Genomic DNA, 23,480 nt, shown 5'->3' on the forward strand with positions numbered 1-23,480 from the left:
ATTATGGCAAATTGCCATCAGAATGCATTTGAAAGTTTTAAAATCGGAAAGGATATACCTGTTGGCAAACAATGAAATACAGTATATATTGAAGCCAACATGCATATCACTTCCCTTGGAATTTTAGTGCATAGCTAATTGCTAGTAGACACTGGTATGCAGCTTTTTTTTAATTTGAAATAACACATGCGGTTGATACGTTAATGCAAATATTTGCCGCAACGACACACTGCTGGGTATAGCAGTCCTCGTCCAAATCAACGTCCTCACCCCCCTCTACATTGAACAGTTCATCAGAAGACAGGAAAGGACTTTCAATCTTTTCTGCGTGGTTAGTTACGTTAGTTGCATACTCTGAATTCTTTACGTTTTTTGTTTTCATTTTGATAAAAATTTAAAATTGTTAAACATATATAGACATTTGAATATCTCTGCGCACAAGCTATTCTGCAGTCTTTTCTAATTATTCGATGATCAAGAACAGGTCTGTAATTAACAGCTCGATTATCCGAATTATCTTCGGAAAAGAGGCTTTCGTGTTGGTCCCACTGTAGATCGCGGCAAAGATTGATATGATCTGATCAACGCTATAAGAAGATCTATGATTACGCTGAGACAATGTATAGAGCAATGCTCCGGAGTTGCCTACGAACTTTACATGACTATCAATTTCGCCAGTGACGAGCGTCGAAGGATACATGACACATAGACCTTTGTTCAAAGCTAGATTTTCGTTTGTAATCCGATTTTCAAAGAATACAAGATAAGGATTGATTTTTAATTTTAATGACTTCAAGTCGGAATCTTGCTCAAATTTATAGCCGTACATGCGCTTAGCAGAAGTTGACTCGAATGATAGATCCAGTGTATCACTTACTTCCTTGACATGCAAGGACTTTAGTAGATCCAGATCAGCTGTCGTATTTACGCAGTATAACTTGCCTCCTTCATTTAGTTTCATATTGTCTTTTGCTTCAATAAGTTACTAATATGTGCATAATACTCGGGATATGCACAATACAATAATCTAGCCAAACGGTCACTCGTTATCTCCCTTTTCTTGTTAGACCCTATGTTATGTATGAAGCTGACATCTCTTGGCAACAAACTGAATAGGGTTAGTTTATACATCTCGGTATTTGGCAGGCTGGATATAAGATATTCAACTTTCTTTCCGCATCTCTTGGCGTATTCGTGCATCAAATATTGCTCCATGATAGTATTGATGCTGCTGACTCCGCTCGCAAGTTTTTCTAATTTATCCCGGTTTGTATCCAAAAAACTATAGACAAAAGAACAATAGCCCCTGAAGAACTCTAGATCATGGCCACCAACTATCCCCATATTGGTCTCACACATATCACCAGATGAGAGTGGAAAAGGAAAAGAAAATTTCTTCTCGTGCATTTCATTTAATAGGTTGATATTAAAAGGATAATTCTTCTCAATATTCTGAGCCAGTATAGCTGCATTCTCGATTCTCTTTGGAAAAGGTTTCCAGATATAAATATCGCCATCAACATGGATAAAAGGCACTTGTTGCTCTTCATATGCAGCGATCTTACCAAGTGCCCATATTGCCGTATTCTCGTCTGTAAGTTTATCTAAAGTGGTTTTGCAAGACGTATAAGGCAAATGTAACTTATTGACAAGAAACTCAGCACCTTCACTATCCGTTACCAGTTCAACTTCATTATAAAACTGCTTTAACTGTAAGCAACTTAGTGCCCAACTCATATAATGAGTTTCTCTGAATGCCCATCCATAATTTAGTGAGTTCTTATATGCCTTGGACCAATAGCTTTGTACGATCTTTGTTTTCTTCATTATACAAAATTCTTTTAAATAATTAAAAACGTTTCTTTTCAGTATTTCCGGCACCAGTACCACGATAACGTTCACGACTTACATTAAAATTATACTGTAATGTGAACATTACACAGCGCATATCGCTGAAATTTTTCTGAAATACAGTAACAGCATTATTATAGAGTGTAAAATTCTGTCTAGAATTATTTAAGACATCGCGTGCCTCTAACGTGAAACTGAGTTTCTTTTTATAAAAGTCCTTATATAACTTTGCATTTACGTAAGAAGAACTACTGACATATATGTTTCTGTCATTTCCTGATGTAGTCCACTGGCAATCAATGTTCAGCCAGATATCTATAGGTAGATGTATCGCATTTTGCCACTGTAGAATTCCTATTGGTTTATTCATACTTTTGTCTTTACCATTGACTGGGATGTCAAACCATTGGGTAAACATTCCCACATTTATTCGTGGTTGCCATGCGCCGAACTTAAACTGACTACCCATAAAAGCCTGTAAGAAGTGCTTTTGTTTAAAGTTCTCGTATGTAAGAATCGTAATCTTACCATCATCACTATATGGCTTGGTAGTATTTACAATAGGATTGTCAAAGTAAGAATATGATACCTGTGCAAAATAGTTCTTCCATGCTGCCATGTATTCTAAGTTATATAACTTTGTCGGCTGAAGGCGAGGATTACCAGATTCGTATGTCATTCTATTCATATATGAGACATTAGCATTCAAGTTCGAATATGTAGGTCTCTCCACCCTACAACTATATGACAACGACATCTGAACATCTCCCAAACGTGTTGCGGCATTGAATGAAGGGAAGATGTTATGATATGTCCTACTAAGATTATTTTTAGAATTTGTATCCTCAAAATAATCATATTTTACGTATTCATACCTTAGCCCTGCACCGATACTTAACATACCTAACTGTTGTATTATCTCCATGAAGCAAGCTGCATTGTCTTCCTTTATCATTGAAGCAGTATTGTCAAGATTAACATATTCGGTATTAAAATGGTTGTTAGTTCTGGAACTTGTATATTCCTCGCCAAATTTCACGACACCTTTGCCAATAGGATAAGTCATCATTAACTTCTCTGCTAACATTTTGCTCTTATTCTTGCTATACGTCGTTATATTTTGTTTTTCCATCATCTGACTTATCTCATCATTTGTGGTATTTTGTACTCTCTTATTCCAGATATAATCGGCATTAAAATCGATATTGAGTTTCTTTATCTGACCATTGTAATAAACGTTTGTAGCATGCCGTGGAGTATTCTTAATTATGTTATCAGCTCTAGTTTCCCACTTGTCATAGAACTCGTTGTTTTCCTGTACATTACTTATTAGATGTGAATAGTTTTCATTCTTGGCATATTCGTTTTGATAATATGCACCTATAGAATGATTATTGTTGATCACCCATGTGAAGCCCACCTTACCAAGAAAACCTTTATAATGCTTAGTATTGACTGTCGAGAGTTGCTGGTCCCACATTGATTTTGCAAAAGTAGTCATCTCGGTAGACTTTTTCTCCCAATTCTTGCCCGTATTATATGTGAAGTTAGAAAATACCTCAAAGCCTCCAGCTCGATATTTCAGATTAATCATATTTGCACTTTGGAAATTATGCTGGGCCCCATTTGTTGATCTTAATGTAGCACTCCATCCTTCACCCTGAGGCCTTTTAGTTCGAATGCGTATCACAGCCTTTGCTTCTGCGGAATAACTCGCACTAGGGTTGGTAATAACCTCCACATTGCGAATATTGCCAGACAATAATGTAGACAACTCTTGTGAATCAGTTATTTTACGCCCGTTTATATAAATGGTAGGTGAACCTTTACCGAATATCTCTAAATTACCATTATTCTCAATAACCATAGGGACTTGTCTGAGAACATCTTTGGCAGATCCTGCGTTAGCTAAAACACTGTTCTCCACATTTGTTATCAAGGAATTCCCTTTTAAATAAGTTTTAGTAGCTTTACCTTTAACGACTACCTCTTCTAACTGATTGCTAGAAGCCATCATCTTGATATTTCCAAGCTCACCATCTTGAGAAATATCAATATATTTTGAATCAAATCCAACAAACGACAGTTTTAGTTTCAAACCTGTTGTTAAATCGCTTGATAAGTTAAACTCGCCATTGTTGTTGGTAATTACTCCAGTAATAAATGCTGAATCTTGCAGAAGGACAACATTTGCAAATTCCAGAGGATTTCCTTTTACATCAAGGATTCGACCTTTTATATCCTTACCGAATACTGATAAAGAAAGAGCTAATACTGCTGCCATGATTAGTGTTAAACGTTTCATATATTTATTGATATCTTTAGTTATTCTTGATGTCCTTCCACTCAATAATTCTATCCTTATCTTCATTACAGATTACATGGGCGATATGCCTCTCTTTTGCACCATTTCTTCGAACTAGATAATAGATAACATTGGCTGAGAAACGTACTTCGCCATTCTCCTTATAGTCTTCGCATAAGGACTTGCTACAAAATTCAACCTTTTCATCATTGGGAAGTAAAGAAGAAACATGATTTATAATAGTTTCCTCAAAATTCTTATTTTCCTGATTCCCATGACCTGGAAAATGTATATACCCACTTCTTGCAAACGCAATAAGCAACACTAGGGCTATGCAACCAGCTAACTTTATATACTTATTTTTCTTCATGGTGTAATTTTTAATATCAAAGTTTCTTATTTGAAGCAGAATAGACCGAGTCGCAATTCTCCGATAGTAATAGATATAACGTTTTATATGTATTTCCATTGTCGGAAACAATTGTGTATTTCACCTCAGCATAAGTACACGCCTTGCCATTCACTTCCCTGTGCAACTTCCTTATGATGCTTCCCCAGCGCATATGCTCATCGTCTTTCAGCCCTTGCTCGACGTAGGCTGTGGCTACTTTCTTGATTTTCCATTCCTGTGTGCCAAGTAGACCAGTGCAAGAACCTAATATTGGCAACATTACCGAAGCCATTGTTAATTTCTTGATGAAAAGTTTCATACGCTTTTTATTTGTTGGTTTATTAAACTTCTGACTATGCAAAGTTACGATGGATATGAGTCTTAAAACGACTAAATAGCCAAATAAAAAGTCTTAATAAGAAAAGCGTAACCTATTGAAAATCAATGGTTACGCTTGTTGAAAATCTAAAACCAGCCTCGTTGAGTCTTAATCAGCTCTTAACGCTGTTTACGCAATCCACGATATTCTGTCCTTCCGCTGCTCCTATCTTCTTTCGGATAGAAGTCTTACGAACATAAATCGTGGCATCCGACTGTTGGGTAATGACCCCGATTTCCTTTGTTGAAAAACTTGCACATAAAAGGCAAGATATCTGTATTTCCTTTTCCGTAAGTGCATTACCATATTGTTCCGTAAGCCGAGTGTGGAAGTTATCATAGAGCCGGTCAATGACGGGGAAAAGGTCTGACCACACAAGTAGGCTGTTTGTAGGAATTTTACCTTCACTAATGCCTGATATGCGTTTCAACAAGGCTTGGTTCTGATGGGTAGGAGTATTTGCCACCATACGGATGATGCCTAACTGCTGTAACAGAATTTTCTTGAAGAAAGCATCATCGTCAGTCTTTTGTTGTTTCTTGCCTGCTGCTTCTGTAGAAGCGGTCTGTGCCTCTGCCAACATTTGGGTTAGAGTGTCAATCCTGTCTTCTGCCTCTGCCAATCGCTGAACTCTATTCCTATAATATAGATAGCCACCGATAACACCACCAATCAACAGTAGTACAGCCACCGACAACATCCATCCCATTCGCTGTTGGCTGAGTTTTAGTTCATGGTTGACCAACTGCAAACGGTTCTTTGTTTCTTGTCGTCTGGCCAATGTGTTCTCTTTTGCTTCCATATCGACTGTGATAGAATCACAATATCGTGCTAAGTCCACATATGATATAGTCTTTCTGTTTGCATAGTCTAATAGGCAACGTTCTTGCTCGATCATTACTCTGCGCGCTATATCTGCAAAACCTTTTGCTTCCAGTTTTGCCTCGCTCTTGATGGCCTTATCATTACAGATGCGGGCGGAGTCAAGTTTATGCAGATTTATATAGTTGCCCGCCATTGCCATTTGAATCGACGACAACTCTGCCACCTTTGGCATCGTTCGCCCTATTTGGTAGAACATATCATTTGACCGGCGGTATTGTCCGTTGTTTGCCAGATAGTCGGCATAGTTGCGCAGAAATTCACACGCAATGGCTGTGTCTCCGTTCTCCATAGCCAGTTGGATGCCTTTGCTATAGAAATGTTCTGATTGGCGGTAGCCAATTAGTGAAAGGTTCTCCCCCAACTTATAGTTTAGCATTGCCTGCTCACGTTTCGGTAAATCATATTTTAATGCTTTTTTGAGCACCTCTATTACTTTTTTGTATTCCCGTTGATGTTCAAAGATACCCGCCTCTGCCGCCAGTAACTGTATTCGTTTTGTCGAATCCGTAATAACCTTTAGCCCTTTGTTAATAGCCTTTATTGCATCAGTTTTCTTGCCTGTCCAGCTCAGATATGAAGCTTCAAATAAGTAACTATCAGCCTGTTTGTCTGCATAGCCTCTGTAATATTCAATAGCCTCTGGTAGCAGAGAATCCTCTGCCAGTGACATTCCCAAGGTTTGATGTGCAACGGCTCGATTCCATACCAGATGTAACTGTCCTTCTTTATTGAGGCCACCTGAATTTTCTAAAGAATCCAATATGGCTAAAGCCTTAACTGGATTTTTCTTAAGCATTTTGTCGCTTAATATCAAAGACTTTTCTTTGGATAAATTGCATGATACAAATACTAATAACATGATTATGTATCTAATTTTATTACAATAGTTTTTCATTGGTTATACTTATAATCTTTTGATTTTAGAAAATACTCACAATATTCAGAACGAATTTCTATTTACAATATCTATCATGGTTAATAAGATAATTGTTTGTTTACATCTGATTTGACTAATAAGTCTTTTATATCAACTTCAAGGAATTTTGCTATATCAAAGAAAGTTACGATACTTGGTGTTAGTGCTTGTACACCATTTGAAAACTGTAGAAGGATTCTTACCTAATGTCTCCGCCAACCAATAACTTTTCTACGAGTAAAAGTTTTAGTCTATTAACTTCTACAATAAGAAGTTATACAGATTGATTTTGTTACAAAGATATTGCTTTTCGTGTAATTATCATAATTTCGTTCGAAATTTTAATAAAAATTTAATCATTATCTGATTAATGTCATTTTCGCAACCCAATGCATTATATTATAGTGCTTTTCAATAGGCTAGCGCTAAGAAAGTCTTTCGTCTTACTTTTAAAACTTCATGCAGAATGGTTGTTGAGTGGTTGAAAAAACCTTTAATCTGATGATTGTACGCACACGCTAGTGTTCACTAAAATAAATTAAGAGTGAATTGACCATTCTTAACGACATCAGTATTTTTTGAAAAATAATTCGTATGCAACATAGTTGACGAGTTAAAGCCTGCAATGGTAATTGCCAACTGTTTATATAAATATTCCCTTGTAACATAAACCTCAATGGCTTGACTCCAGAGAATTCACCACGGATGAGCGGATGGTTATCCAAGTAATGGAAAGTGGTCAGAGAAATCTCAATGAACAATTTGGTTCCATGTGTAAAATGTTGTAACTTTTCCATGTGGCAAGGTTAAAATAAAACATGAAAAAGATAATACCAACTAAAGTATTAAAATATATGAAGCAAATTATTTCTGATATAGAATTATTCTTTATGTTGACTCTTATAGGAGTAGGAGGCATATTGACAGCAGTTATGCGTCCCGCATTACGGACATGACTCTATGTTTTTAGCTTTTGGGCTAGCCTTACTAAGTGTTTTTCCAATGAGATATACAGGACTTAAGAAGATCTCATTTAAGGAGGCTAATAGTAAATGGTAAAGCTTTATTATATTATTAATTTATGTGATGTTATTTTCGATAGTAATGTTAGCGTATACTTTAATTAATAAAATGCATAATATTTATATAGATTATTATGTATATTTAGTTTTCGTTGCAGTCGTATATTTTGTATCAATAATATACCTTCTATTTTCTAAAATAAAAAACAGTTAATCTCATAGGGGAAAAGGAATTTTCCTTACCTACAGAAGCTATAAATATGAAGTCTAAATTATTTATCATATCTTTTTGATTTGGTTAGTTCCCTTTTGCTTAAGAGTCGCAATTAGTTTTGAACCATATAATGTAACGCAAAATAAGACAGAGCACAAGAATAATGTAACTGAAAAAGTCTTTGATGTTGCCAACAATATCAAGTGGTCCCCTGTGTTTTTTTGTTACGAAGCTACGGCAACTCTCTCAAAGCCCATAAACAGAGGGCGTGACGATACGTAGCTAGGTCAATTTAGCTACGGTAAGCTACGTTCTAGCTACGTCAACTTATGTCATTTTGAGGATGGAATGCATTTTATAAGTAAATTTGTCAAAGAACTGTTGGCTGCATCTGAAAAATTGCACACATAGATTTAGTAAACAGGAGTAGAATTTTCTGCGCTTAAAAGTTCTGCTCAATTCCGCTGAATTCTCGGCAAAGGTACTGCAAAATTTTTGCCCATGCAATGGAAATTAGGTTAGCCTGTTAGCCAAAGTTTTAATTACTGGGAGCAACACATTGTTAGCACACGTGCGTGCGTATGCGCACTCAGAGTCTTTCGTAATAACAAGTGTCGAAGTGGCTATCCATTGTGTCTCAATTTGTTAGAACTCTTTTTCGAGTAGAATAAAGTGAAGGTTATTCGTCGGTAAAATATGAGAGAAATTTTTCCTCCTATTGCATTCCATTTTACGACGTAATTTGATGCGTTTTACGATGTTTTACAGTGTTTTCTATGATGAAATGCAGTGCATTTCATCGATCAAACGCAAACTTTACATCGTAGAAACGTCTGCGTTTCTACGTGCAAACGTTTCCGTTTCTATATAGAAACGCATGCAAAACTCGATATTTGACGGTCGGGTCACCGTCACTTTATTTAGTCAAATTCGTCGATAAAATATTGATGTTCAATAAGTTGACAATTAGACGCTTATATTTTGCAAAACCCTAGGTGTGCGCGTGCCTGCACGTACATTATATAGGCTGAAAAATATAACGTAGCTAGAACGTAGCTTGCGTAGCTAAATTCTGTAAGCTACGTATCGGCAAAGCCCCTGTTTATGGGCTTTGCGAGAGTTGCCGTAGCTTCGTAGCTAAAAAACAAAAAAATGCAGGGGGAGTATTCAAAGGTGAAATTGTCACAGGAAAGCTAAGTCTCAAACATGTATTTGAACATGCTGGACAAAATTCTGATCAATTTATGAAGACACTAGTTTTAATATGATAAGAAAATCTGTTTCTTTTGTGATTTTATATTCAAGGGCACAGAATAATATTAAGTTGTGACAAAGATGCAATATCATTAGGTGTCATTTCTTCCTCCATATATTTATATGGAGATGAGGAATATTTATAACAGAAAAACAGAGATGTTCTCATTTAATGATATTTGTATAGTTCCATTTTCAAACTCCTTAGTATTCTATTTCGGCGACATTTTCATGAGTTTGATAAGAGCATCATATTGTTCTTCAGCCAGCTTGATAACCTGTTTTGAATTGTTTACAGAATATGCCTGTGCAAATGGCTCAAGTGTAGGTACAATGCCGAGATACTCCTTGTTGTTGACGTAAAAAACAGTCATTTGAACTATGGCTGCCAGATAAATAGCTTTATCGAATTTAACATTGTTGCGGAGTTCATTGGTTATCATACTAGCTTCATAGGCAAGGTAGCAGAGACTTCCAGCCTGACTTTGGCATACATCATATTCAAATTGTCCCAGATTGATCCTCACATCTTTTGACAAATTATTCCAGTTGTCAAAGAACAAGCCAGCCTCTATCATTTTTGGAGCTGTTATAGGATGGTCGAGGTAATAATTACAGCAGTATATCGCTTCTGTATTATATTTTGAAGCTTCCTCGGCAGAAGTAAATTCTTTTAGTTTTGGTAAACGTAAGTCGGCAGGTCCCTTCTCTAATTTCATAGCAACCTTATCTGCCTCCTCTTCATTGCCAGACTCATTGAGGTACTTCTGAAGATAAGCTAGCTCTTCCAAATATGGACTAGTATCATTTCCATAATATCTCTCGAAAATTCTCAATCCTTTCCGTTCTTCCGTAATAGCTTCCTTAAATCGTTTTGCTTTAGCCAACACCTCTGCTTTGCTAATGTATGCCTTTGCCTGATACATCCACTGTGTCATGGTTGTCTTTGGCAACGTCTCAAGAATACTAATCGATTTCTGTGAATTTTCTATTGCAGCATCAAGCTGATTGACATCTATCTGACAAATGCTTAGATTGCTCAGAAGAGATGCATAGGTATAACTTGTGGTGTCTTGAAATTCAATCCAAAGTTCAATAGCCTTTTTTACTTCCGTCAGTGCTTCATCAAATTTATTTAAGCGCTCCATGCACATTCCGCGATTTGCAATGAGCAGGATGAGATTTGAATCGCTTTTGTCCACTTGTTTGGAAAGCATGTCTATTTGTTTGGTCCTTAGCAGATAGCCTCCGGCATAATTTCCGTTGTTTATTGCTACATCTGCAAGACTGTCTAGGCTTTTTATATCATCTTGAGCCTTGACAGTTATAGGAACTAGCAACATAAAAAAGAAGATCATACTAAATAGACTAAATTTCTTCAGTCCACGCTTTTCGTAAACATTTAAGTTGTTCATATTTCTTGTGTGGTTAATTATGTTTTTATTTATTTTCATACGTTTCATGGCTCTATAATAGTGCAAATATAATCATTTTAGACAATTAAAGCAATGATTTGACTTGAAAATTTATGGAGAATCAGCCAAAAGAGATAAGATAACCTTGTCGGCCAATTTATACCACCTTACGAAATACCACTGTACGAAATAGAATGTTTACCCCGAAAAGAGAAATACGTTCTCTTTATAAAGTAGAAAATAGACTGATCTGTTTTATCCAATTCTTTCCAATGTTTAAAGGATTGGAAAGAATTAAAAAGATTTTGTACTCAGAACTTATTGCGTTTTCATGCATCATTGCTGCTTTTTAATATGATGAGGCGCTGATCGCAACAAAAGATAACCGATGGTACCGCCAATAATTGATGCAGAGAAAATTCCAACCTTTGCTTGAATGATATTCGTGGGATCAGTAAAAGCCAATGCCGTGACAAACATTGACATGGTGAAGCCTATTGAAGCCAGAAAGCCAATTCCTGTAAGTTGTCGCCATGTCATCGTTTTGGATATATTTCCAAATTTGAGTTTGGTTAGCACCCATGTTGAAAATAAGATGCCAATAGGTTTCCCTAGAAGAAGTCCCAATGCTACTCCGATAATTACATTTGATGAAAAGAGACTTGAGAAGTCCATATCTATAAAGTTTACACCAGCATTAGACAGGGCGAAGATTGGCATGATGCAGAATGCAACAAATGGATGTAGTCCATGTTCCAGACGTTGCAATGCTGGTACTGCTCCTGTTGAAGCTTCTTTCACTTTCGAAATAATTTCAACCTGTTCCTTCTCTAATGTGATAACGTCATTTGATGGTGCTTCTTCAAAATGATGAAGTTGCTTTTTCAGCCGTGAGATGAAAGCTGCTTCAGGTATTTTAGAATCTGCAGGAATCATAAATGCTGATAATACCGCCGAGATTGTGGCATGTACACCCGACATTAGAAATGCTGTCCATACGCCACCAATACCTAGAATAGCGTAGAACCATACATTCTTTACTCCCATTTTGTTTGCTATAAACATGATCAACAAAAAAGCAACTCCTACAGCAATACTTACTAAAGAAATGTTTGAAGTGTAAAACAGTGCAATAACAAGAACAGATCCTAAGTCGTCAACTATTGCAAGTGTTGTGAGGAAAACCTTAGCTGCCAGAGGAACACGATCGCCAAGCAGATAGATTACTGCTAAGGCAAACGCAATATCTGTCGCCATGGGAATTCCCCATCCATGGGCAGCAGATGTTCCATGATTGAATAACAAAAATATTAAAGCGGGGACGATCATTCCCATTAGGGCTGCACCCGAAGGCAGAATGACTTGTCGGATATGTTGAAGTTCGCCACCGATAAATTCGCGTTTCAATTCAAGTCCAACAACAAAAAAGAACATAGACATCAGACCATCGTTAATCCAATGCTCAAAACTAAAATTAAGATATGATTTGCCATCTACGATAAATCCGAGATGATGATGAAAAAACTCTTGGTATTCGTAACGTAGGGGAGAGTTACCCAAAATTAGAGCTACAATTACAGCTAAAGCAAGTATGATACCTCCTGATTTCTCGTTCTGCATGAACTGTTGAAGTGGCATTACGATCTGATGGTTGATTTTGCGTTGATACTTATTATCCATATATAATTGACATAAAATAATTGAGTGTTTTCTGAGCTTAAAAATCTTAACCAGATGGTTTTCTGGTACGAGCTCATGTCGTTATTGAGATAGCATTTAATCACAAAGATAAGAAATAATATTGAGAAATTTGAATGGCACTCATATATTTATGGTTAATTATGGCTTAATAACGCAATAGAATATCAGATGAAAATCTAGAAAAAATAACTCATGATGTCACCTTTTGTAACCTATCTTATTATATAGATGAATCGGTTCAAAACGAAACAAGAAGTATAACATATAAAAATATAAAGAGTCTATTGCTCAAGCCAACTGAGCTACAAGTTTTGAACAAGGAGCATATAAAAGATAGTACCACCAGCAATCGTAAGGAGCATATTCTTGCGCCACAAATGTAACACCACGCAAACGAAAATTCCTAAAAGTTGGAGAAATATATGGTGGGTTGTCTGAACCTCTACATCCTTCAAACAATAGATAACGAGCATACCAAATACCGCCGAAGCAAGATATTTCCCGATGAACCGTATAAAATGCGGTGTGCGTTCCTTGCTTGGAAATATGATGAAAGGTAGAAAGCGCGTTGTCATTACCGCTATAATCATCATTCCTATAGTAATAATTTTCTCTATCGTTGTCATGGAGTGGCTTTTCGGTAATTGATGAATAATGCGGCAAGAATGCAAAACATACTTGGAATGATAAACTGCTGAGGACCGAATAAATATAAACATATTGCAGCAACAATAATTCCTAACCATGAATAGAGATGCGTGTCCCCGTGGCGAACATAATCGTCCATAAAGATAGCTACGAACATTGCTGTTACTACAAAGTCAAGTCCTTCGAGATGACTCAACAGTCTTTCACCTAAACTACGCCCAAGAAGATAACCAATGATACTGCCTGTGACCCAATAGAAGTAATTGAGTGCCGACACCCACAGATATCCAACGAAGACATTGCCGCTCTGTCGCATTTTCCCCTCATTGGCGAAGTTGACGGCAAATGTCTCGTCGCTCATCCAAAAGATGAGAAATGGTTTCTTCCATCCAGCCCCACGATATCTGTCGAGCATGGTGATGCCATAAAACAGGTGTCGGGCTCCCACCATAAACGCCATTACAAATGTCGCCAATGGATGGAAAGTGCTCAACAGTAACGTGAGACCGATGAACTCTACCGAACCGCTATAAACCAGCAATGCCATAGATACTGGTACGCAGATGCTATAGCCCATGTTAGCTGCAAGCAAACCATAGGTTATGCCAAGGAACCAATAAGCTCCAAGCACTGGTAATGATAGGCGGAAAGCGGTAAGGAAAGCTTTCATACAATGATTATGTTTATATCAATGCCTGTTTAATGTCATTATATATATCGTCTACATCCTCTAAGCCAATGCTCAGACGTACAGTTGTGTTGAGTACGTCCATTTGTGCCTTTTGCTCAGCCGAGAAAGCCACAAAGATGGTGCTATAAGGATGAATCGCCAGGGTACGATTGTCGAAGAGATTCGTAGCGCGATGAATCAGTTTCAGATTGTCGATAAACTGAAAGCATGCCTTTTCGCTCTCGAGATCAATACATACCATGGCACCTGCAGTTTTGCCAAACTGATGTTGTGACAACTCGTGATAAGGATTGTCTGGTAGTCCTACATAGTTGACATGCTTAATCTCAGGCAACTTCTGTAGACTAGTCGCCAGTTCCAGAGCATTGCTTGACTGTACACGATAGCGCGCATCAAGTGTTTCTAGTCCTATAGTCTGCAAATAAGCCACTTGTGGTGTCATGTAGGCACCAAAATTGAATAGCTGTTCTCCTCGGATCTTCTGTTCAAAGCCCTCGACAGTACCATAGTCTATAACAAGTCCACCCAAAGAAGTAGCACCGCCACTGATATATTTTGTGGATGATACTACCTCGATATCAACGCCCATGTCGTGGCTGGAGAACTGTGTGAACGGAATAGTCGTAGTGTCGGCTACAAGGATAGAACCTTTCTGATGAACGGCATTTGCCAACTGCTGAATATCAGCCACTTCCATCTGTGGATTGGTGATAATCTCGAAATATACGCAGGCGGTATTCTCATCTATCAATGCTGCTGTAGATTCTGCGTCAGTAAGATCTGCCAAACGAGTTTCTACACCAAAACGGGCGAGCGACTCTGTGAGCAATGAATAGGTGTTGCCGAAAAGATGCTTTGAAGTCACCACGTTCTTTCCGCTAGCTGTCAGTGCTAGCAAGGCATTGCTGATAGCAGCCATACCACTGTTGAAAGCAGTTACATCTTTAGCACCTGTGAGTATTCGTACACGATCCTCTAAATTTGTAACCGTAGGATTGCCCGTGCGAGAATAGTCGGGCGCTCCCGAACGACCAGAGAACGCCTCTGTCATGGCTGCAGCATTATCAAACTCGAATGCTACTGCGTTGTAAACTGGCATGCTCAGTGCATCGTAGGCATCACGACGCGCATAAGGAACATGAATTGCTTTTGTTGCCTCTCCCAGAGGCTTACTACATGAGCCCTTACAGTCAGGGTTCTCGATTCTTTCTGATTTCTTCATTTATTATTATTTATATCTTTGTCAGTCATTGCAGCTACACAACTATCACTCCAAACGTTTTCAGCTGTTTCTATCATGTCAATAATGGTATAAATAGGTAGGATAATGCCCATGATACCTATAGGAGCCCCTTGTCCGCTCATCAGTGAGAGTGTGAGGAAATAACAGCCCATTGGGACTCCGGCATTGCCGATAGCTGCAATCACAGCGATGAAAAGCCAGAGAATCATCTGACCAATCGACAAAGTTACTCCGCCATTCTGCATCACAAAGAGTGAAGTGACAAGGATAAAGGCTGCACAGCCATTCATATTTATGGTTGTGCAAATTGGCAATACAAACCGCACTACCTTTCTTGAAATGTGTGCACGTGTTTCAGAAGTCTCCATTGTCACGGGTAAAGTTGCTGCTGAACTCTTTGTAAATAGTGCCATCAATACAGCTGGCATCATTCTTCCTAGATGCTTTAGCGGGTTAATGCCACGACTTAGCAAGAATAAAGGTAGAATGATGAAGAACTGAATGATATTACCACCCAGTATTATTGTTACATATTTGCCTAGCGAGTCCACTGCTACACCTGCAGAAACCTGAGCAGAGAGCAAATCAGAGAAAGCGATAATGCCTAAAGGAAGTGTCCAGATGAGAGCCTTGATAAGTAGGAAGAGTAAACTCTGCAATCCTTCTATACACCTGAGCAATGTGGCTTTGTTCTCCGATTCAGGTAACTTTGCCAGCCCCAGACCTACAGCAAAAGCGAGCAAGAGCAGTGATAGTACATTTCCTTCGAGGAAAGGCTTCAATACATTATTGGGAATTACTTCGAGAATATGATCGTAATATGTCTTATTACCTAGGTTATGAGGAATATTAGCAGAGCCTGTATTGACCAGTTCAGTTGGAAGATTACCAGGCTTAATGATTAGATAGAGAATCAAACCTACAGCCGCCGCCACGATTGTAGTGAGTAACGTGTAGATTAACGCATGCTTGAAGATGCGACCTGTATCCTTTTGTGTGCCAAACATCGCTAGCGTAGTAATGACCGCTAATACAATGGTGGGCACTGCTATCAACTGAAATAAATGTGTGTAGACAGTGGCTATAAATGTCATCAGATTGTCAAGCCATGCCTGCTGTAATAAACCTAATAATGCACCTACAATGAGGGCTCCTATCCAAAATATCATTTGCTTTTGCAGATTACCTGTAGGCTTCTTGTTTTCTGTCATCTATTCTTTTTTATTGTAAAATTAAACATTTTCCGTGATTTACAAAATATAATCTTTATTTTTTATAATCCTAATGATAAACTAAGATAGATATTTCGTCCTTTCTGTGGTATCTTGTTCCAATCAGAATAAGTTGTGTAACGTTTGTCGAGAACATTCTCAACACCTGCACGTAGGATGAGACTTGACACTTGCTTTACCTTCAGACGATACTCTGCAGAAAGGTTGATAATTGTGTAGGCTGGGGTGACAGTCTCGCCATATTTCTCTGCAAAATGATTCTGACGAGCATTGCCTTTCAACTGCGCTTGGGCAGAAAACGGATGATAGTCTAAATGTAATGCTGTCAGATAGCCTAATGGGGAAATGAAAGGTTAATGGTAGTCCCGATGACAGGTTCGTGTGTACTGCGGTCGATTACTGAGCCACGAAGAGAATCCGCTAAAAGTGAAATATTACTCAAAAAGAGTATGACAAGAGTTAGAACATGTCGTTCAGACATGCAGTGTAAGTTTAATTTTCTCATAAAAATCGTTCCGTTTAATTTATCCCTTAGTAACCTATTTAGATATTATCGATTTGTTTCGTTCTCTCAAAGATAGAAAGAAATAAGCTCCATAAAAGTTTCTCTGTTATCATATCATGATAGCGAATGTGCAACATTGATTGCACATTCGCATTATCATTTCACGCATTCGTTTGCTTTGGCTTAACATATTTAACAGTCTATGCTTTTGATTAATTATGGTTGCAAAGTTCGAAATAATAGAAATATATTACAAGAGTTGGGTGAAATTTAGAAAAAATGTCTATTTTTGTAACTAATAACGGAACAAGTGTTCTGTTGATGCATGTATAACAACCCTTTTAAAGAACAAAGATGGTTACATTAGACAAAGTTGATCTGGAAATCATGCGTACCTTGCAGGATGATGGGCGGCTCACTATGCGTGAACTTGCCTCAAGAGTGAGCCTTTCTTCTACACCTGTTTTTGAACGACTTAAGCGTCTGGAAGCAAATGGTTATATCAAGAAATACATGGCTGTACTTGATGCAGAGAAACTGCATTGTGGTTTCACGGTGTTCTGCAATGTGAAGCTTCGTAGGTTAAATACACAAATAGCAATGGACTTTATAGAGAAAATCATGCATATCCCTGAGGTGACCGAGTGTTATAACACTTCTGGTAATTTCGACTATATGCTCAAGATAAATGCTTCAGATATGAAAACATATCAAGAATTTCTCATCAACACGCTGGGAACTATTGATAGTCTTGGAAGCATAGAGAGTACTTTTGTTATGGATACAGTCAAGCATGTATACGGCATAAACTTGTAATGCTACGTACTTTCATCACACAAATTTCTGGAAATGGTTCTTTGAAAAGTATCGAAGAATAAAACAAAAAAGGAGTTACAATGATGTAACTCCTTTTATTGTGGACCAGCCTGGGCTTGAACCAGGGACCTCCAGATTATGAGTCTGTTGCTCTAACCAACTGAGCTACAAGTCCTGAATTTTGAATTCGGATGCAAAGATAGTGCCTTTTGTGCAAATTACCAAATATTTTTTGAAAAATTTACGTAATCATGCAATGTATTCTTCTGTTCTGCCGTGCTTATATTATGCAACGAAATGAAGTAACGTCTTGAACAATAAGTATAAAAAGTATTTTTTTATTTTGCTTTTCCGCTCGCTTGGTGTACCTTTGCAGAGTTTGATAGATCTGCACTTATTTGCACTCTCTCTGCATAAAATAGGATTTATGATAATGGATGATAACGATATAGAAAATAGATTTCAAGGACTTACGGCTTCACAAGTTGAAAAAAGCCGTAATGCTCATGGCATGAACATACTTACACCTCCACATAAGACATCTATGTGGAAACTTTATCTTGAAAAATATAAAGACCCTATCATACAAATTCTGCTGGTTGCCGCTGCCATATCTTTGGCTATGGCATGGGTGGAGAACGATTATGTGGAAACCGTTGGAATAATTCTGGCAATATTCTTCGCTACTACTGTAGGATTTTATTTTGAACGTGATGCTGCAAAGAGGTTTAATTTACTTATCAAGATGGATGATGTGCAGCTCGTCAAAGTAAGACGTGAGGGACATGTGATAGAAATTCCTCGTAAAGACGTTGTGAAAGGCGACCTTATTATTGTGGAAGTTGGTGATGAAGTTCCTGCTGATGCCAGATTAATGTCTTCGGTTAATTTACAAATCAACGAGTCAAGTCTTACCGGAGAACTACTTTCTGACAAGAATGCTAGTCCACAAGATGATTTAAATGCAGCTTATCCCGCTGATATGATTCTGCGTTCCACAATGGTTATGAATGGTCATGGTGAAGCTGTTGTTACTGCTGTGGGTGACGATACTGAAATCGGCAGAGTGGCAAAGAAAAGCACGGAGGAAACTGACGTGGTGACTCCGCTTAATAATCAACTTAATAAACTTGCAGCATTGATATCAAAAGTTGGAACCATAGTTTCTGTTCTGACTTTTGCGATATTCCTGACACACGATATTCTTACCCAATCTGTTTGGCATAGTTCTGATTATTTTAAGATGACAGAAGTCGTATTGAAGTATTTCATGATGGCGGTTACTCTTATCGTAATGGCTGTTCCTGAAGGACTTCCAATGGCTGTAACTCTTTCTTTGGCTTTGAATATGCGCCGTATGTTGAAATCGAATAATCTTGTAAGACGACTTCATGCATGCGAGACAATGGGAGCTGTAACCGTGATATGTACAGATAAAACAGGTACGTTGACGCAGAATCGCATGAGCGTAGTTTCTCCTGATCCGTCAGAAGAAAAGAATGATTTCGACATAGATTTATATTATGCCGCAATAGCCTTGAACTCAACTGCCGAACTTGATGGCGACAATGTGATAGGTAACCCTACAGAAGGGGCATTGCTTATATGGATGAAGGAAAAGGGTGTTGATTATTTGCAGTATCGTCACAAAAGCACGATCGAATCTTCTGTGCCTTTTTCCACTGAAAAAAAATATATGCAGACAACAGCTGTTGTTGGTGGAACGAAACATGTATTTCTTAAAGGTGCACCTGAGATAGTCATTGCAATGTGCGACATAACAGACGAGGAACGTAAAAAAGCAAATGACCAACTGCTTTCTTATCAGCATAAAGCAATGCGTACATTGGCACTCGCCACAGATAATAAGTTGCAGGCCATAGTTGGTATTAGCGATCCGATACGTAAGGATGTTCCTGATGCCGTGAGACAGTGCCATGAAGCTGGTATAGATGTCAAGGTCATTACCGGAGATACAGCAGCTACTGCTATAGAGGTCTCTCGTCAGATAGGTGTTTTTGGTGAGGATATGTCCCATGATATTCCTGATTCAGCCGTAATAACGGGAGTTGAATGGGCTGCGTTGAGTGATGATGAGGCTCTTAAACGTGCTGAAAAGATAATGGTTATGAGTCGTGCACGCCCAACGGATAAGCTGCGTCTTGTTAAGATGTTGCAGAAAAGGGGAGAGGTTGTTGCTGTTACAGGTGACGGAACAAACGATGCTCCGGCATTACATTATGCGCATGTTGGATTATCATTGGGCTCAGGAACAAATGTAGCAAAGGATGCCAGCGACATGACTTTGCTTGACGATTCATTTGGGTCTATTGTAAATGCTGTGATGTGGGGACGATCGTTGTATAAGAATATACAGCGTTTCCTATTTTTCCAGCTTACTGTAAATGTTACCGCTTTGCTTCTTGTTCTTGGTGGTTCATTCGTGGGAACTGCTATGCCACTCACTGTGACCCAGATTCTGTGGGTGAATCTTATCATGGATACTTTTGCTGCAATGGCTTTAGCTTCACTTTCACCTTCACGAGAAGTAATGAAGGATAAGCCGAGAAAGCAGACCGAGTTTATCATATCACGCAAGATAGGTGGCAGTATATTTGCATGGGGCTTTGCGTTCTTTGCTTTATTGCTCGGGCTGCTTGTATATTTTGAACAAGATGGAAATATCGTTGATGCTCATGAACTCACGATATTTTTTACTATATTTGTCATGTTGCAATTTTGGAACCTCTTCAATGCAAAGGCACTTGGAGGCAATAAGTCTGCACTCAGCCATATTGGTGCCGAGAAAGGAATGGCATTAGTTTTGCTGTTGATATTTGTAGGACAATGGATAATTGTAACTTTTGGTGGAAAAATGTTCCGCACAGTTCCATTGTCATTTACTGAATGGGCTACGATTGTGGCTGTAACTTCACCAGTATTGTTTATCGGTGAGGGAATAAGATTGATAAAGAGAATATGAAGATAATAAAATTAAACAGGGAAACTGCAAATCTTGCACCATGTGTTGCAACAATAGGTTTCTTTGACGGTGTGCACAAAGGACATCGTTTCCTGATAAATCATGTTATTCAGGAGGCTGCGGATTCAGGATTGCAGTCTGCTGTGATTACTTTTGACAGACATCCACGTGAGGTACTGCAGAGTGATTATATACCGCAGATGCTAAGTGGGTTTGATAGAAAGATGTCTCTGCTGGCAGATACAGGTGTAGATAACGGAGTAGTTGTGCATTTTGATAAGGAAATGGCTTCACTTTCTTCGTATGAATTTATGAGAGATGTGTTGCGTGACCAATTGAATGTGAAGAAACTGGTAATCGGATATGATAACCGTTTCGGACATAACCGTGACGAAGGATTTGATGATTATGTAAGATATGGCAAAGAACTTGGTATTGAAGTTATTCATAATCAGGCTTTCGTGTTGAACGGTGTGAATGTCAGTTCGTCAGTTATACGTTCACTACTTAAAGATGGTGAAGTTGAAATGGCAGAGATGTGCCTTGGATATGATTACACGATAGTAGGTAAGGTTGTGCATGGATATAAGCAAGGACGTAAAATGGGATTTCCTACAGCCAACCTTGATGTTTCTGATTCTCATCAGCTTGTTCCTTCACCTGGTGTGTATGCAGTAAAGGTACATATTGATGGAGAAGATGAATGCAGAAATGGAATGATGAATATCGGCAGACGACCGACTTTCGGTGGCGATAATATTACCTTGGAAATTAATATATTTGATTTTGCGGCTGATATTTATGATAGAATTATGAGTGTGTCGTTTATTCATCGCATACGAGAAGAACGTAAGTTTAACAATGCTATTGAATTGGCAGGTCAGCTTAAAGATGATCGCAGACTTGTTGAAGAGCAATTTTTAAAAGAAGATTAATAATATGAAGAAAACCTTGAATGTAGCACTCGATGCCTTATGGTATCTTGTAGTGTTTGCCCTTGTACAGTTTGTCGTAACTCTTGCTGTAGGATTGGTGATGGCAGGAGTTAAGGGAGTACCTTTTTCATCTATCAGCCATATTTTGACCAATAGTGCAATGCTTACAATAGTGGCATCTATATTGGGCAGTGTGATAACGATTGCTCTGTTTGTATGGCGTGGTTGGGTTTCTAAGTCACGCAAGTATATTCAGTCTCGCCCGTGGACTACGCTTGTATGGGTTGCAATAGCAACAATGGGACTGATACTTCCTGCTGCTGGACTTGAGGAGTTGATGAAGTTAGAGTTGCCAAAACAGCTTGAAAACTTATTCTCTGGAATCATGAAAGAGCCTTTGGGATATGTTGCAATCGGAATATTGGCACCTTTGGCTGAGGAAATCGTGTTCCGTGGAGCCATTTTACGTCGCTTACTTTCTATATTAGGCGATAAAAAGCATTGGATAGCCATTCTCATATCAGCGTTGCTGTTTGGTGCTGTACACGCAAATTTAGCGCAATTTGTTCATGCTGCATTGCTTGGTCTATTGCTTGGCTGGATGTATTATCGCACAGATAGTATTGTTCCTGGAGTCGTACTTCATTGGGTGAACAATACCGTTGCTTATATTGCTGCTAATTTAATGCCTGGAACGCAAGATGCTACATTGAGTCAACTTGCTGGCGGACAGACAATGAGAATCGTATTGTATCTTGTATTCTCGTTATGTATATTCTTACCTGCTCTTTACCAGTTGAATATAAGACTAAAAAAGTAATTCGCTAAATAAGATATATATGCAGATCGAAATTATATATCTGCGTTATATTTTATAATTTCAATAGCTAGGGTGTGTAAAAAATGATTAGGCCTGCAAATCATATAATGATTTGCAGGCCTTTTCTACGTTAGTATGTTATGAAAAATTTGAGAGAATTGAAACTTCACAGTTTCATAATTGTTTTATTAAACATGATTTTATAGAGAAAGCTTAGAAATATATCTACTTCAAAATTGATGCTGCCGGTGTCTCCACAGCGTTCATGCTGCTTTGTTGCATCGTGTCAATGACTGCCGAATCGCTTAATGCGACTGAAACACCCTTGTGTGTTGCTCCCGCTGTGTTCACAACAGGACTGGCATCATCATTAAAAGGAACCTGTGCGGCATTGCCCAGTGTGAGCATGATGGCAACTACTGCGGCAGCCTTGAACAGAGGTTTAAGTTTCTGTTGCATGGTTATCACGCGTGCCTTAACGGGTGCAGGTCCTTGAATCATAGACATAATCTTCTCGTCGAAGTCATCACCCAATACGTTTGACTTATGCTCTACCTGCTGGTAGGCAAACAAATCCTTGTATTTGCAAAGGTCGGCAGGTACGTCTTTCTGATAGAAGAAAGCCTTCAGGATTTCCTCTTCTTCTAGAGTCGTCTCGCACTTCCAATAGCGCTCAAGTAACTGTGTGATATATTTATAATCCATAATTGTCTATTTCTTGAAATTTTTGTTTTACAGCCTGACGTGCTCTGTAGATATTTACTTTAACCTGTTCTTCCGTTATTTCAAGCACATTGGCAATATCCTTATAAGCTTTTCCTTCAAAATCTCGAAGCTGCATGCAGAATCGTTGTTTCTCTGGAAGTTCGTCTACGATTTTCTTCACCACACTCATTCTGTCTTTGTGGATTATGTCCTCGTAAGGGTTGTATGCGCTGTCAGGAGCATCACCTCCTGTGTTATCAAGCTGGCTGTTTTGATTGTCGTGTTTCTTTAAACTGTCAAGAGACAAGTTTCGACAAATTGTGTAACAGAAAGCTTCGATAGATTCAATCTGTTCCCAGGTTTCCCTGTTGTTCCATACCTTAATCATTGTTTCCTGCACGATGTCTTCCGCCTCTGCACTGTTAAGTGTTATGCGTAGAGCAAGCCTGTAAAGCTGATTCTTCAGCGGCAGTACATCGTTTCGAAAACTGATTTTTTTCATCTGCGCTCTGTTTAAATGACGATTGGATTATTCGAAAGTTACAAGAGAACTCGAAATTATCTCAAAT

20 protein-coding genes and 1 tRNA gene are annotated in these 23,480 nt (G+C 38.3%); 4 read left to right on the forward strand and 17 right to left on the reverse strand.

What is annotated here, in order from left to right; translation table 11 throughout:
* Positions 1 to 169: 169 nt before the first annotated feature.
* The 14 genes from HEQ28_RS10860 to HEQ28_RS10925 all read right to left on the reverse strand — a co-directional run bounded on the left by HEQ28_RS10860 (position 170) and on the right by HEQ28_RS10925 (position 16,428).
* A complete protein-coding gene (locus HEQ28_RS10860) occupies positions 170 to 382 on the reverse strand; it encodes a hypothetical protein (RefSeq protein ID WP_434502319.1) in 213 nt (70 codons plus the stop codon).
* Positions 383 to 463: 81 nt separating this feature from the next.
* Positions 464 to 961, reverse strand: coding sequence for a hypothetical protein (locus HEQ28_RS10865; protein ID WP_434502321.1), 498 nt, complete (start codon positions 959 to 961; stop codon positions 464 to 466).
* Positions 958 to 1,827 carry a DUF6734 family protein gene (locus tag HEQ28_RS10870; RefSeq protein ID WP_434502323.1) on the reverse strand — a complete coding sequence of 290 codons (870 nt, stop codon included), beginning with the start codon at positions 1,825 to 1,827 and terminating at the stop codon, positions 958 to 960. Before HEQ28_RS10870 ends, HEQ28_RS10865 begins: the two co-directional genes overlap by 4 nt.
* 22 nt (positions 1,828 to 1,849) lie before the next feature.
* Entirely contained in the window at positions 1,850 to 4,156 is a 2,307-nt protein-coding gene (locus HEQ28_RS10875) for a TonB-dependent receptor domain-containing protein (protein WP_434502325.1), read from the reverse strand.
* A 16-nt stretch (positions 4,157 to 4,172) separates the two neighbouring features.
* Positions 4,173 to 4,526 (reverse strand): hypothetical protein, encoded by a 354-nt coding sequence (locus HEQ28_RS10880; protein WP_434502327.1) that lies wholly within the window; start codon positions 4,524 to 4,526, stop codon positions 4,173 to 4,175.
* A 16-nt stretch (positions 4,527 to 4,542) separates the two neighbouring features.
* Positions 4,543 to 4,866 (reverse strand): hypothetical protein, encoded by a 324-nt coding sequence (locus HEQ28_RS10885; protein WP_434502329.1) that lies wholly within the window; start codon positions 4,864 to 4,866, stop codon positions 4,543 to 4,545.
* Between the two features lie 172 nt (positions 4,867 to 5,038).
* Positions 5,039 to 6,607: a hypothetical protein gene (locus tag HEQ28_RS10890; protein ID WP_434502331.1), complete on the reverse strand. Its 1,569-nt coding sequence runs from the start codon at positions 6,605 to 6,607 to the stop codon at positions 5,039 to 5,041.
* Positions 6,608 to 9,429: 2,822 nt separating this feature from the next.
* Positions 9,430 to 10,632 (reverse strand): tetratricopeptide repeat protein, encoded by a 1,203-nt coding sequence (locus tag HEQ28_RS10895; protein ID WP_434502333.1) that lies wholly within the window; start codon positions 10,630 to 10,632, stop codon positions 9,430 to 9,432.
* Positions 10,633 to 10,968: 336 nt separating this feature from the next.
* Positions 10,969 to 12,312 carry a Na+/H+ antiporter NhaA gene (gene nhaA, locus HEQ28_RS10900; protein WP_434502335.1) on the reverse strand — a complete coding sequence of 448 codons (1,344 nt, stop codon included), beginning with the start codon at positions 12,310 to 12,312 and terminating at the stop codon, positions 10,969 to 10,971.
* A gap of 323 nt (positions 12,313 to 12,635) precedes the next feature.
* Positions 12,636 to 12,959 (reverse strand): branched-chain amino acid transporter permease, encoded by a 324-nt coding sequence (locus tag HEQ28_RS10905; RefSeq protein WP_434502336.1) that lies wholly within the window; start codon positions 12,957 to 12,959, stop codon positions 12,636 to 12,638.
* Positions 12,956 to 13,651, reverse strand: a complete 696-nt coding sequence (locus tag HEQ28_RS10910; protein WP_434502338.1) for an AzlC family ABC transporter permease — start codon at positions 13,649 to 13,651, stop codon at positions 12,956 to 12,958. Before HEQ28_RS10910 ends, HEQ28_RS10905 begins: the two co-directional genes overlap by 4 nt.
* A gap of 13 nt (positions 13,652 to 13,664) precedes the next feature.
* Positions 13,665 to 14,894, reverse strand: a complete 1,230-nt coding sequence (locus HEQ28_RS10915; RefSeq protein ID WP_434502340.1) for a trans-sulfuration enzyme family protein — start codon at positions 14,892 to 14,894, stop codon at positions 13,665 to 13,667.
* The gene (locus tag HEQ28_RS10920) at positions 14,891 to 16,126 is read right to left on the reverse strand and encodes a dicarboxylate/amino acid:cation symporter (protein ID WP_434502342.1); all 1,236 of its coding nucleotides are present in this window, start codon (positions 16,124 to 16,126) and stop codon (positions 14,891 to 14,893) included. The genes HEQ28_RS10915 and HEQ28_RS10920 overlap by 4 nt, the downstream gene beginning before the upstream one ends.
* A gap of 62 nt (positions 16,127 to 16,188) precedes the next feature.
* Positions 16,189 to 16,428: a hypothetical protein gene (locus HEQ28_RS10925; protein ID WP_434502344.1), complete on the reverse strand. Its 240-nt coding sequence runs from the start codon at positions 16,426 to 16,428 to the stop codon at positions 16,189 to 16,191.
* A gap of 578 nt (positions 16,429 to 17,006) precedes the next feature.
* Between HEQ28_RS10925 and HEQ28_RS10930 the strand changes: the two genes are divergently transcribed.
* Positions 17,007 to 17,468: an Lrp/AsnC family transcriptional regulator gene (locus tag HEQ28_RS10930; protein WP_434502346.1), complete on the forward strand. Its 462-nt coding sequence runs from the start codon at positions 17,007 to 17,009 to the stop codon at positions 17,466 to 17,468.
* A 101-nt stretch (positions 17,469 to 17,569) separates the two neighbouring features.
* Here HEQ28_RS10930 and HEQ28_RS10935 read toward each other — a convergent pair.
* Positions 17,570 to 17,643: transfer RNA gene (locus tag HEQ28_RS10935), tRNA-Ile, on the reverse strand.
* Between the two features lie 252 nt (positions 17,644 to 17,895).
* On the opposite strand from HEQ28_RS10935, the gene HEQ28_RS10940 reads away from it, so the two are divergent.
* The 3 genes from HEQ28_RS10940 to HEQ28_RS10950 are packed head-to-tail and all read left to right on the forward strand — an operon-like array spanning position 17,896 to position 22,206.
* Entirely contained in the window at positions 17,896 to 20,451 is a 2,556-nt protein-coding gene (locus tag HEQ28_RS10940; RefSeq protein WP_434502348.1) for a calcium-translocating P-type ATPase, PMCA-type, read from the forward strand.
* Positions 20,448 to 21,386: a bifunctional riboflavin kinase/FAD synthetase gene (locus HEQ28_RS10945; protein WP_434502350.1), complete on the forward strand. Its 939-nt coding sequence runs from the start codon at positions 20,448 to 20,450 to the stop codon at positions 21,384 to 21,386. The genes HEQ28_RS10940 and HEQ28_RS10945 overlap by 4 nt, the downstream gene beginning before the upstream one ends.
* Before the next feature lie 4 nt (positions 21,387 to 21,390).
* Positions 21,391 to 22,206, forward strand: a complete 816-nt coding sequence (locus HEQ28_RS10950) for a CPBP family intramembrane glutamic endopeptidase (protein WP_434502352.1) — start codon at positions 21,391 to 21,393, stop codon at positions 22,204 to 22,206.
* Between the two features lie 225 nt (positions 22,207 to 22,431).
* Here the strand turns inward: HEQ28_RS10950 and HEQ28_RS10955 are convergent, their stop codons facing one another.
* Together HEQ28_RS10955 and HEQ28_RS10960 are read right to left on the reverse strand one after the other, a co-directional pair.
* Complete coding sequence (locus HEQ28_RS10955) at positions 22,432 to 22,911, reverse strand: pyruvate ferredoxin oxidoreductase (protein WP_434502353.1); 480 nt, start codon at positions 22,909 to 22,911, stop codon at positions 22,432 to 22,434.
* Positions 22,901 to 23,413, reverse strand: coding sequence for an RNA polymerase sigma factor (locus tag HEQ28_RS10960; protein WP_434502355.1), 513 nt, complete (start codon positions 23,411 to 23,413; stop codon positions 22,901 to 22,903). Before HEQ28_RS10960 ends, HEQ28_RS10955 begins: the two co-directional genes overlap by 11 nt.
* Positions 23,414 to 23,480 lie beyond the last annotated feature (67 nt).

Origin of the sequence: Prevotella sp., from assembly GCF_051059605.1 — a bacterium.
In the GTDB taxonomy this organism is placed as follows: Bacteria; Bacteroidota; Bacteroidia; order Bacteroidales; family Bacteroidaceae; genus Prevotella.

Excerpts from the sequence above, each read along its gene's own strand:
- HEQ28_RS10860 (WP_434502319.1), bottom strand. The coding sequence starts at position 382 with ATGAAAACAAAAAACGTAAAGAATTCAGAGTATGCAACTAACGTAACT.
- HEQ28_RS10865 (WP_434502321.1), bottom strand. The coding sequence starts at position 961 with ATGAAACTAAATGAAGGAGGCAAGTTATACTGCGTAAATACGACAGCT.
- HEQ28_RS10870 (WP_434502323.1), bottom strand. The coding sequence starts at position 1,827 with ATGAAGAAAACAAAGATCGTACAAAGCTATTGGTCCAAGGCATATAAG.
- HEQ28_RS10875 (WP_434502325.1), bottom strand. The coding sequence starts at position 4,156 with ATGAAACGTTTAACACTAATCATGGCAGCAGTATTAGCTCTTTCTTTA.
- HEQ28_RS10880 (WP_434502327.1), bottom strand. The coding sequence starts at position 4,526 with ATGAAGAAAAATAAGTATATAAAGTTAGCTGGTTGCATAGCCCTAGTG.
- HEQ28_RS10885 (WP_434502329.1), bottom strand. The coding sequence starts at position 4,866 with ATGAAACTTTTCATCAAGAAATTAACAATGGCTTCGGTAATGTTGCCA.
- HEQ28_RS10890 (WP_434502331.1), bottom strand. The coding sequence starts at position 6,607 with ATGCTTAAGAAAAATCCAGTTAAGGCTTTAGCCATATTGGATTCTTTA.
- HEQ28_RS10895 (WP_434502333.1), bottom strand. The coding sequence starts at position 10,632 with ATGAACAACTTAAATGTTTACGAAAAGCGTGGACTGAAGAAATTTAGT.
- nhaA (WP_434502335.1), bottom strand. The coding sequence starts at position 12,312 with ATGGATAATAAGTATCAACGCAAAATCAACCATCAGATCGTAATGCCA.
- HEQ28_RS10905 (WP_434502336.1), bottom strand. The coding sequence starts at position 12,959 with ATGACAACGATAGAGAAAATTATTACTATAGGAATGATGATTATAGCG.
- HEQ28_RS10910 (WP_434502338.1), bottom strand. The coding sequence starts at position 13,651 with ATGAAAGCTTTCCTTACCGCTTTCCGCCTATCATTACCAGTGCTTGGA.
- HEQ28_RS10915 (WP_434502340.1), bottom strand. The coding sequence starts at position 14,894 with ATGAAGAAATCAGAAAGAATCGAGAACCCTGACTGTAAGGGCTCATGT.
- HEQ28_RS10920 (WP_434502342.1), bottom strand. The coding sequence starts at position 16,126 with ATGACAGAAAACAAGAAGCCTACAGGTAATCTGCAAAAGCAAATGATA.
- HEQ28_RS10930 (WP_434502346.1), top strand. The coding sequence starts at position 17,007 with ATGGTTACATTAGACAAAGTTGATCTGGAAATCATGCGTACCTTGCAG.
- HEQ28_RS10940 (WP_434502348.1), top strand. The coding sequence starts at position 17,896 with ATGATAATGGATGATAACGATATAGAAAATAGATTTCAAGGACTTACG.
- HEQ28_RS10945 (WP_434502350.1), top strand. The coding sequence starts at position 20,448 with ATGAAGATAATAAAATTAAACAGGGAAACTGCAAATCTTGCACCATGT.
- HEQ28_RS10950 (WP_434502352.1), top strand. The coding sequence starts at position 21,391 with ATGAAGAAAACCTTGAATGTAGCACTCGATGCCTTATGGTATCTTGTA.
- HEQ28_RS10955 (WP_434502353.1), bottom strand. The coding sequence starts at position 22,911 with ATGGATTATAAATATATCACACAGTTACTTGAGCGCTATTGGAAGTGC.
- HEQ28_RS10960 (WP_434502355.1), bottom strand. The coding sequence starts at position 23,413 with ATGAAAAAAATCAGTTTTCGAAACGATGTACTGCCGCTGAAGAATCAG.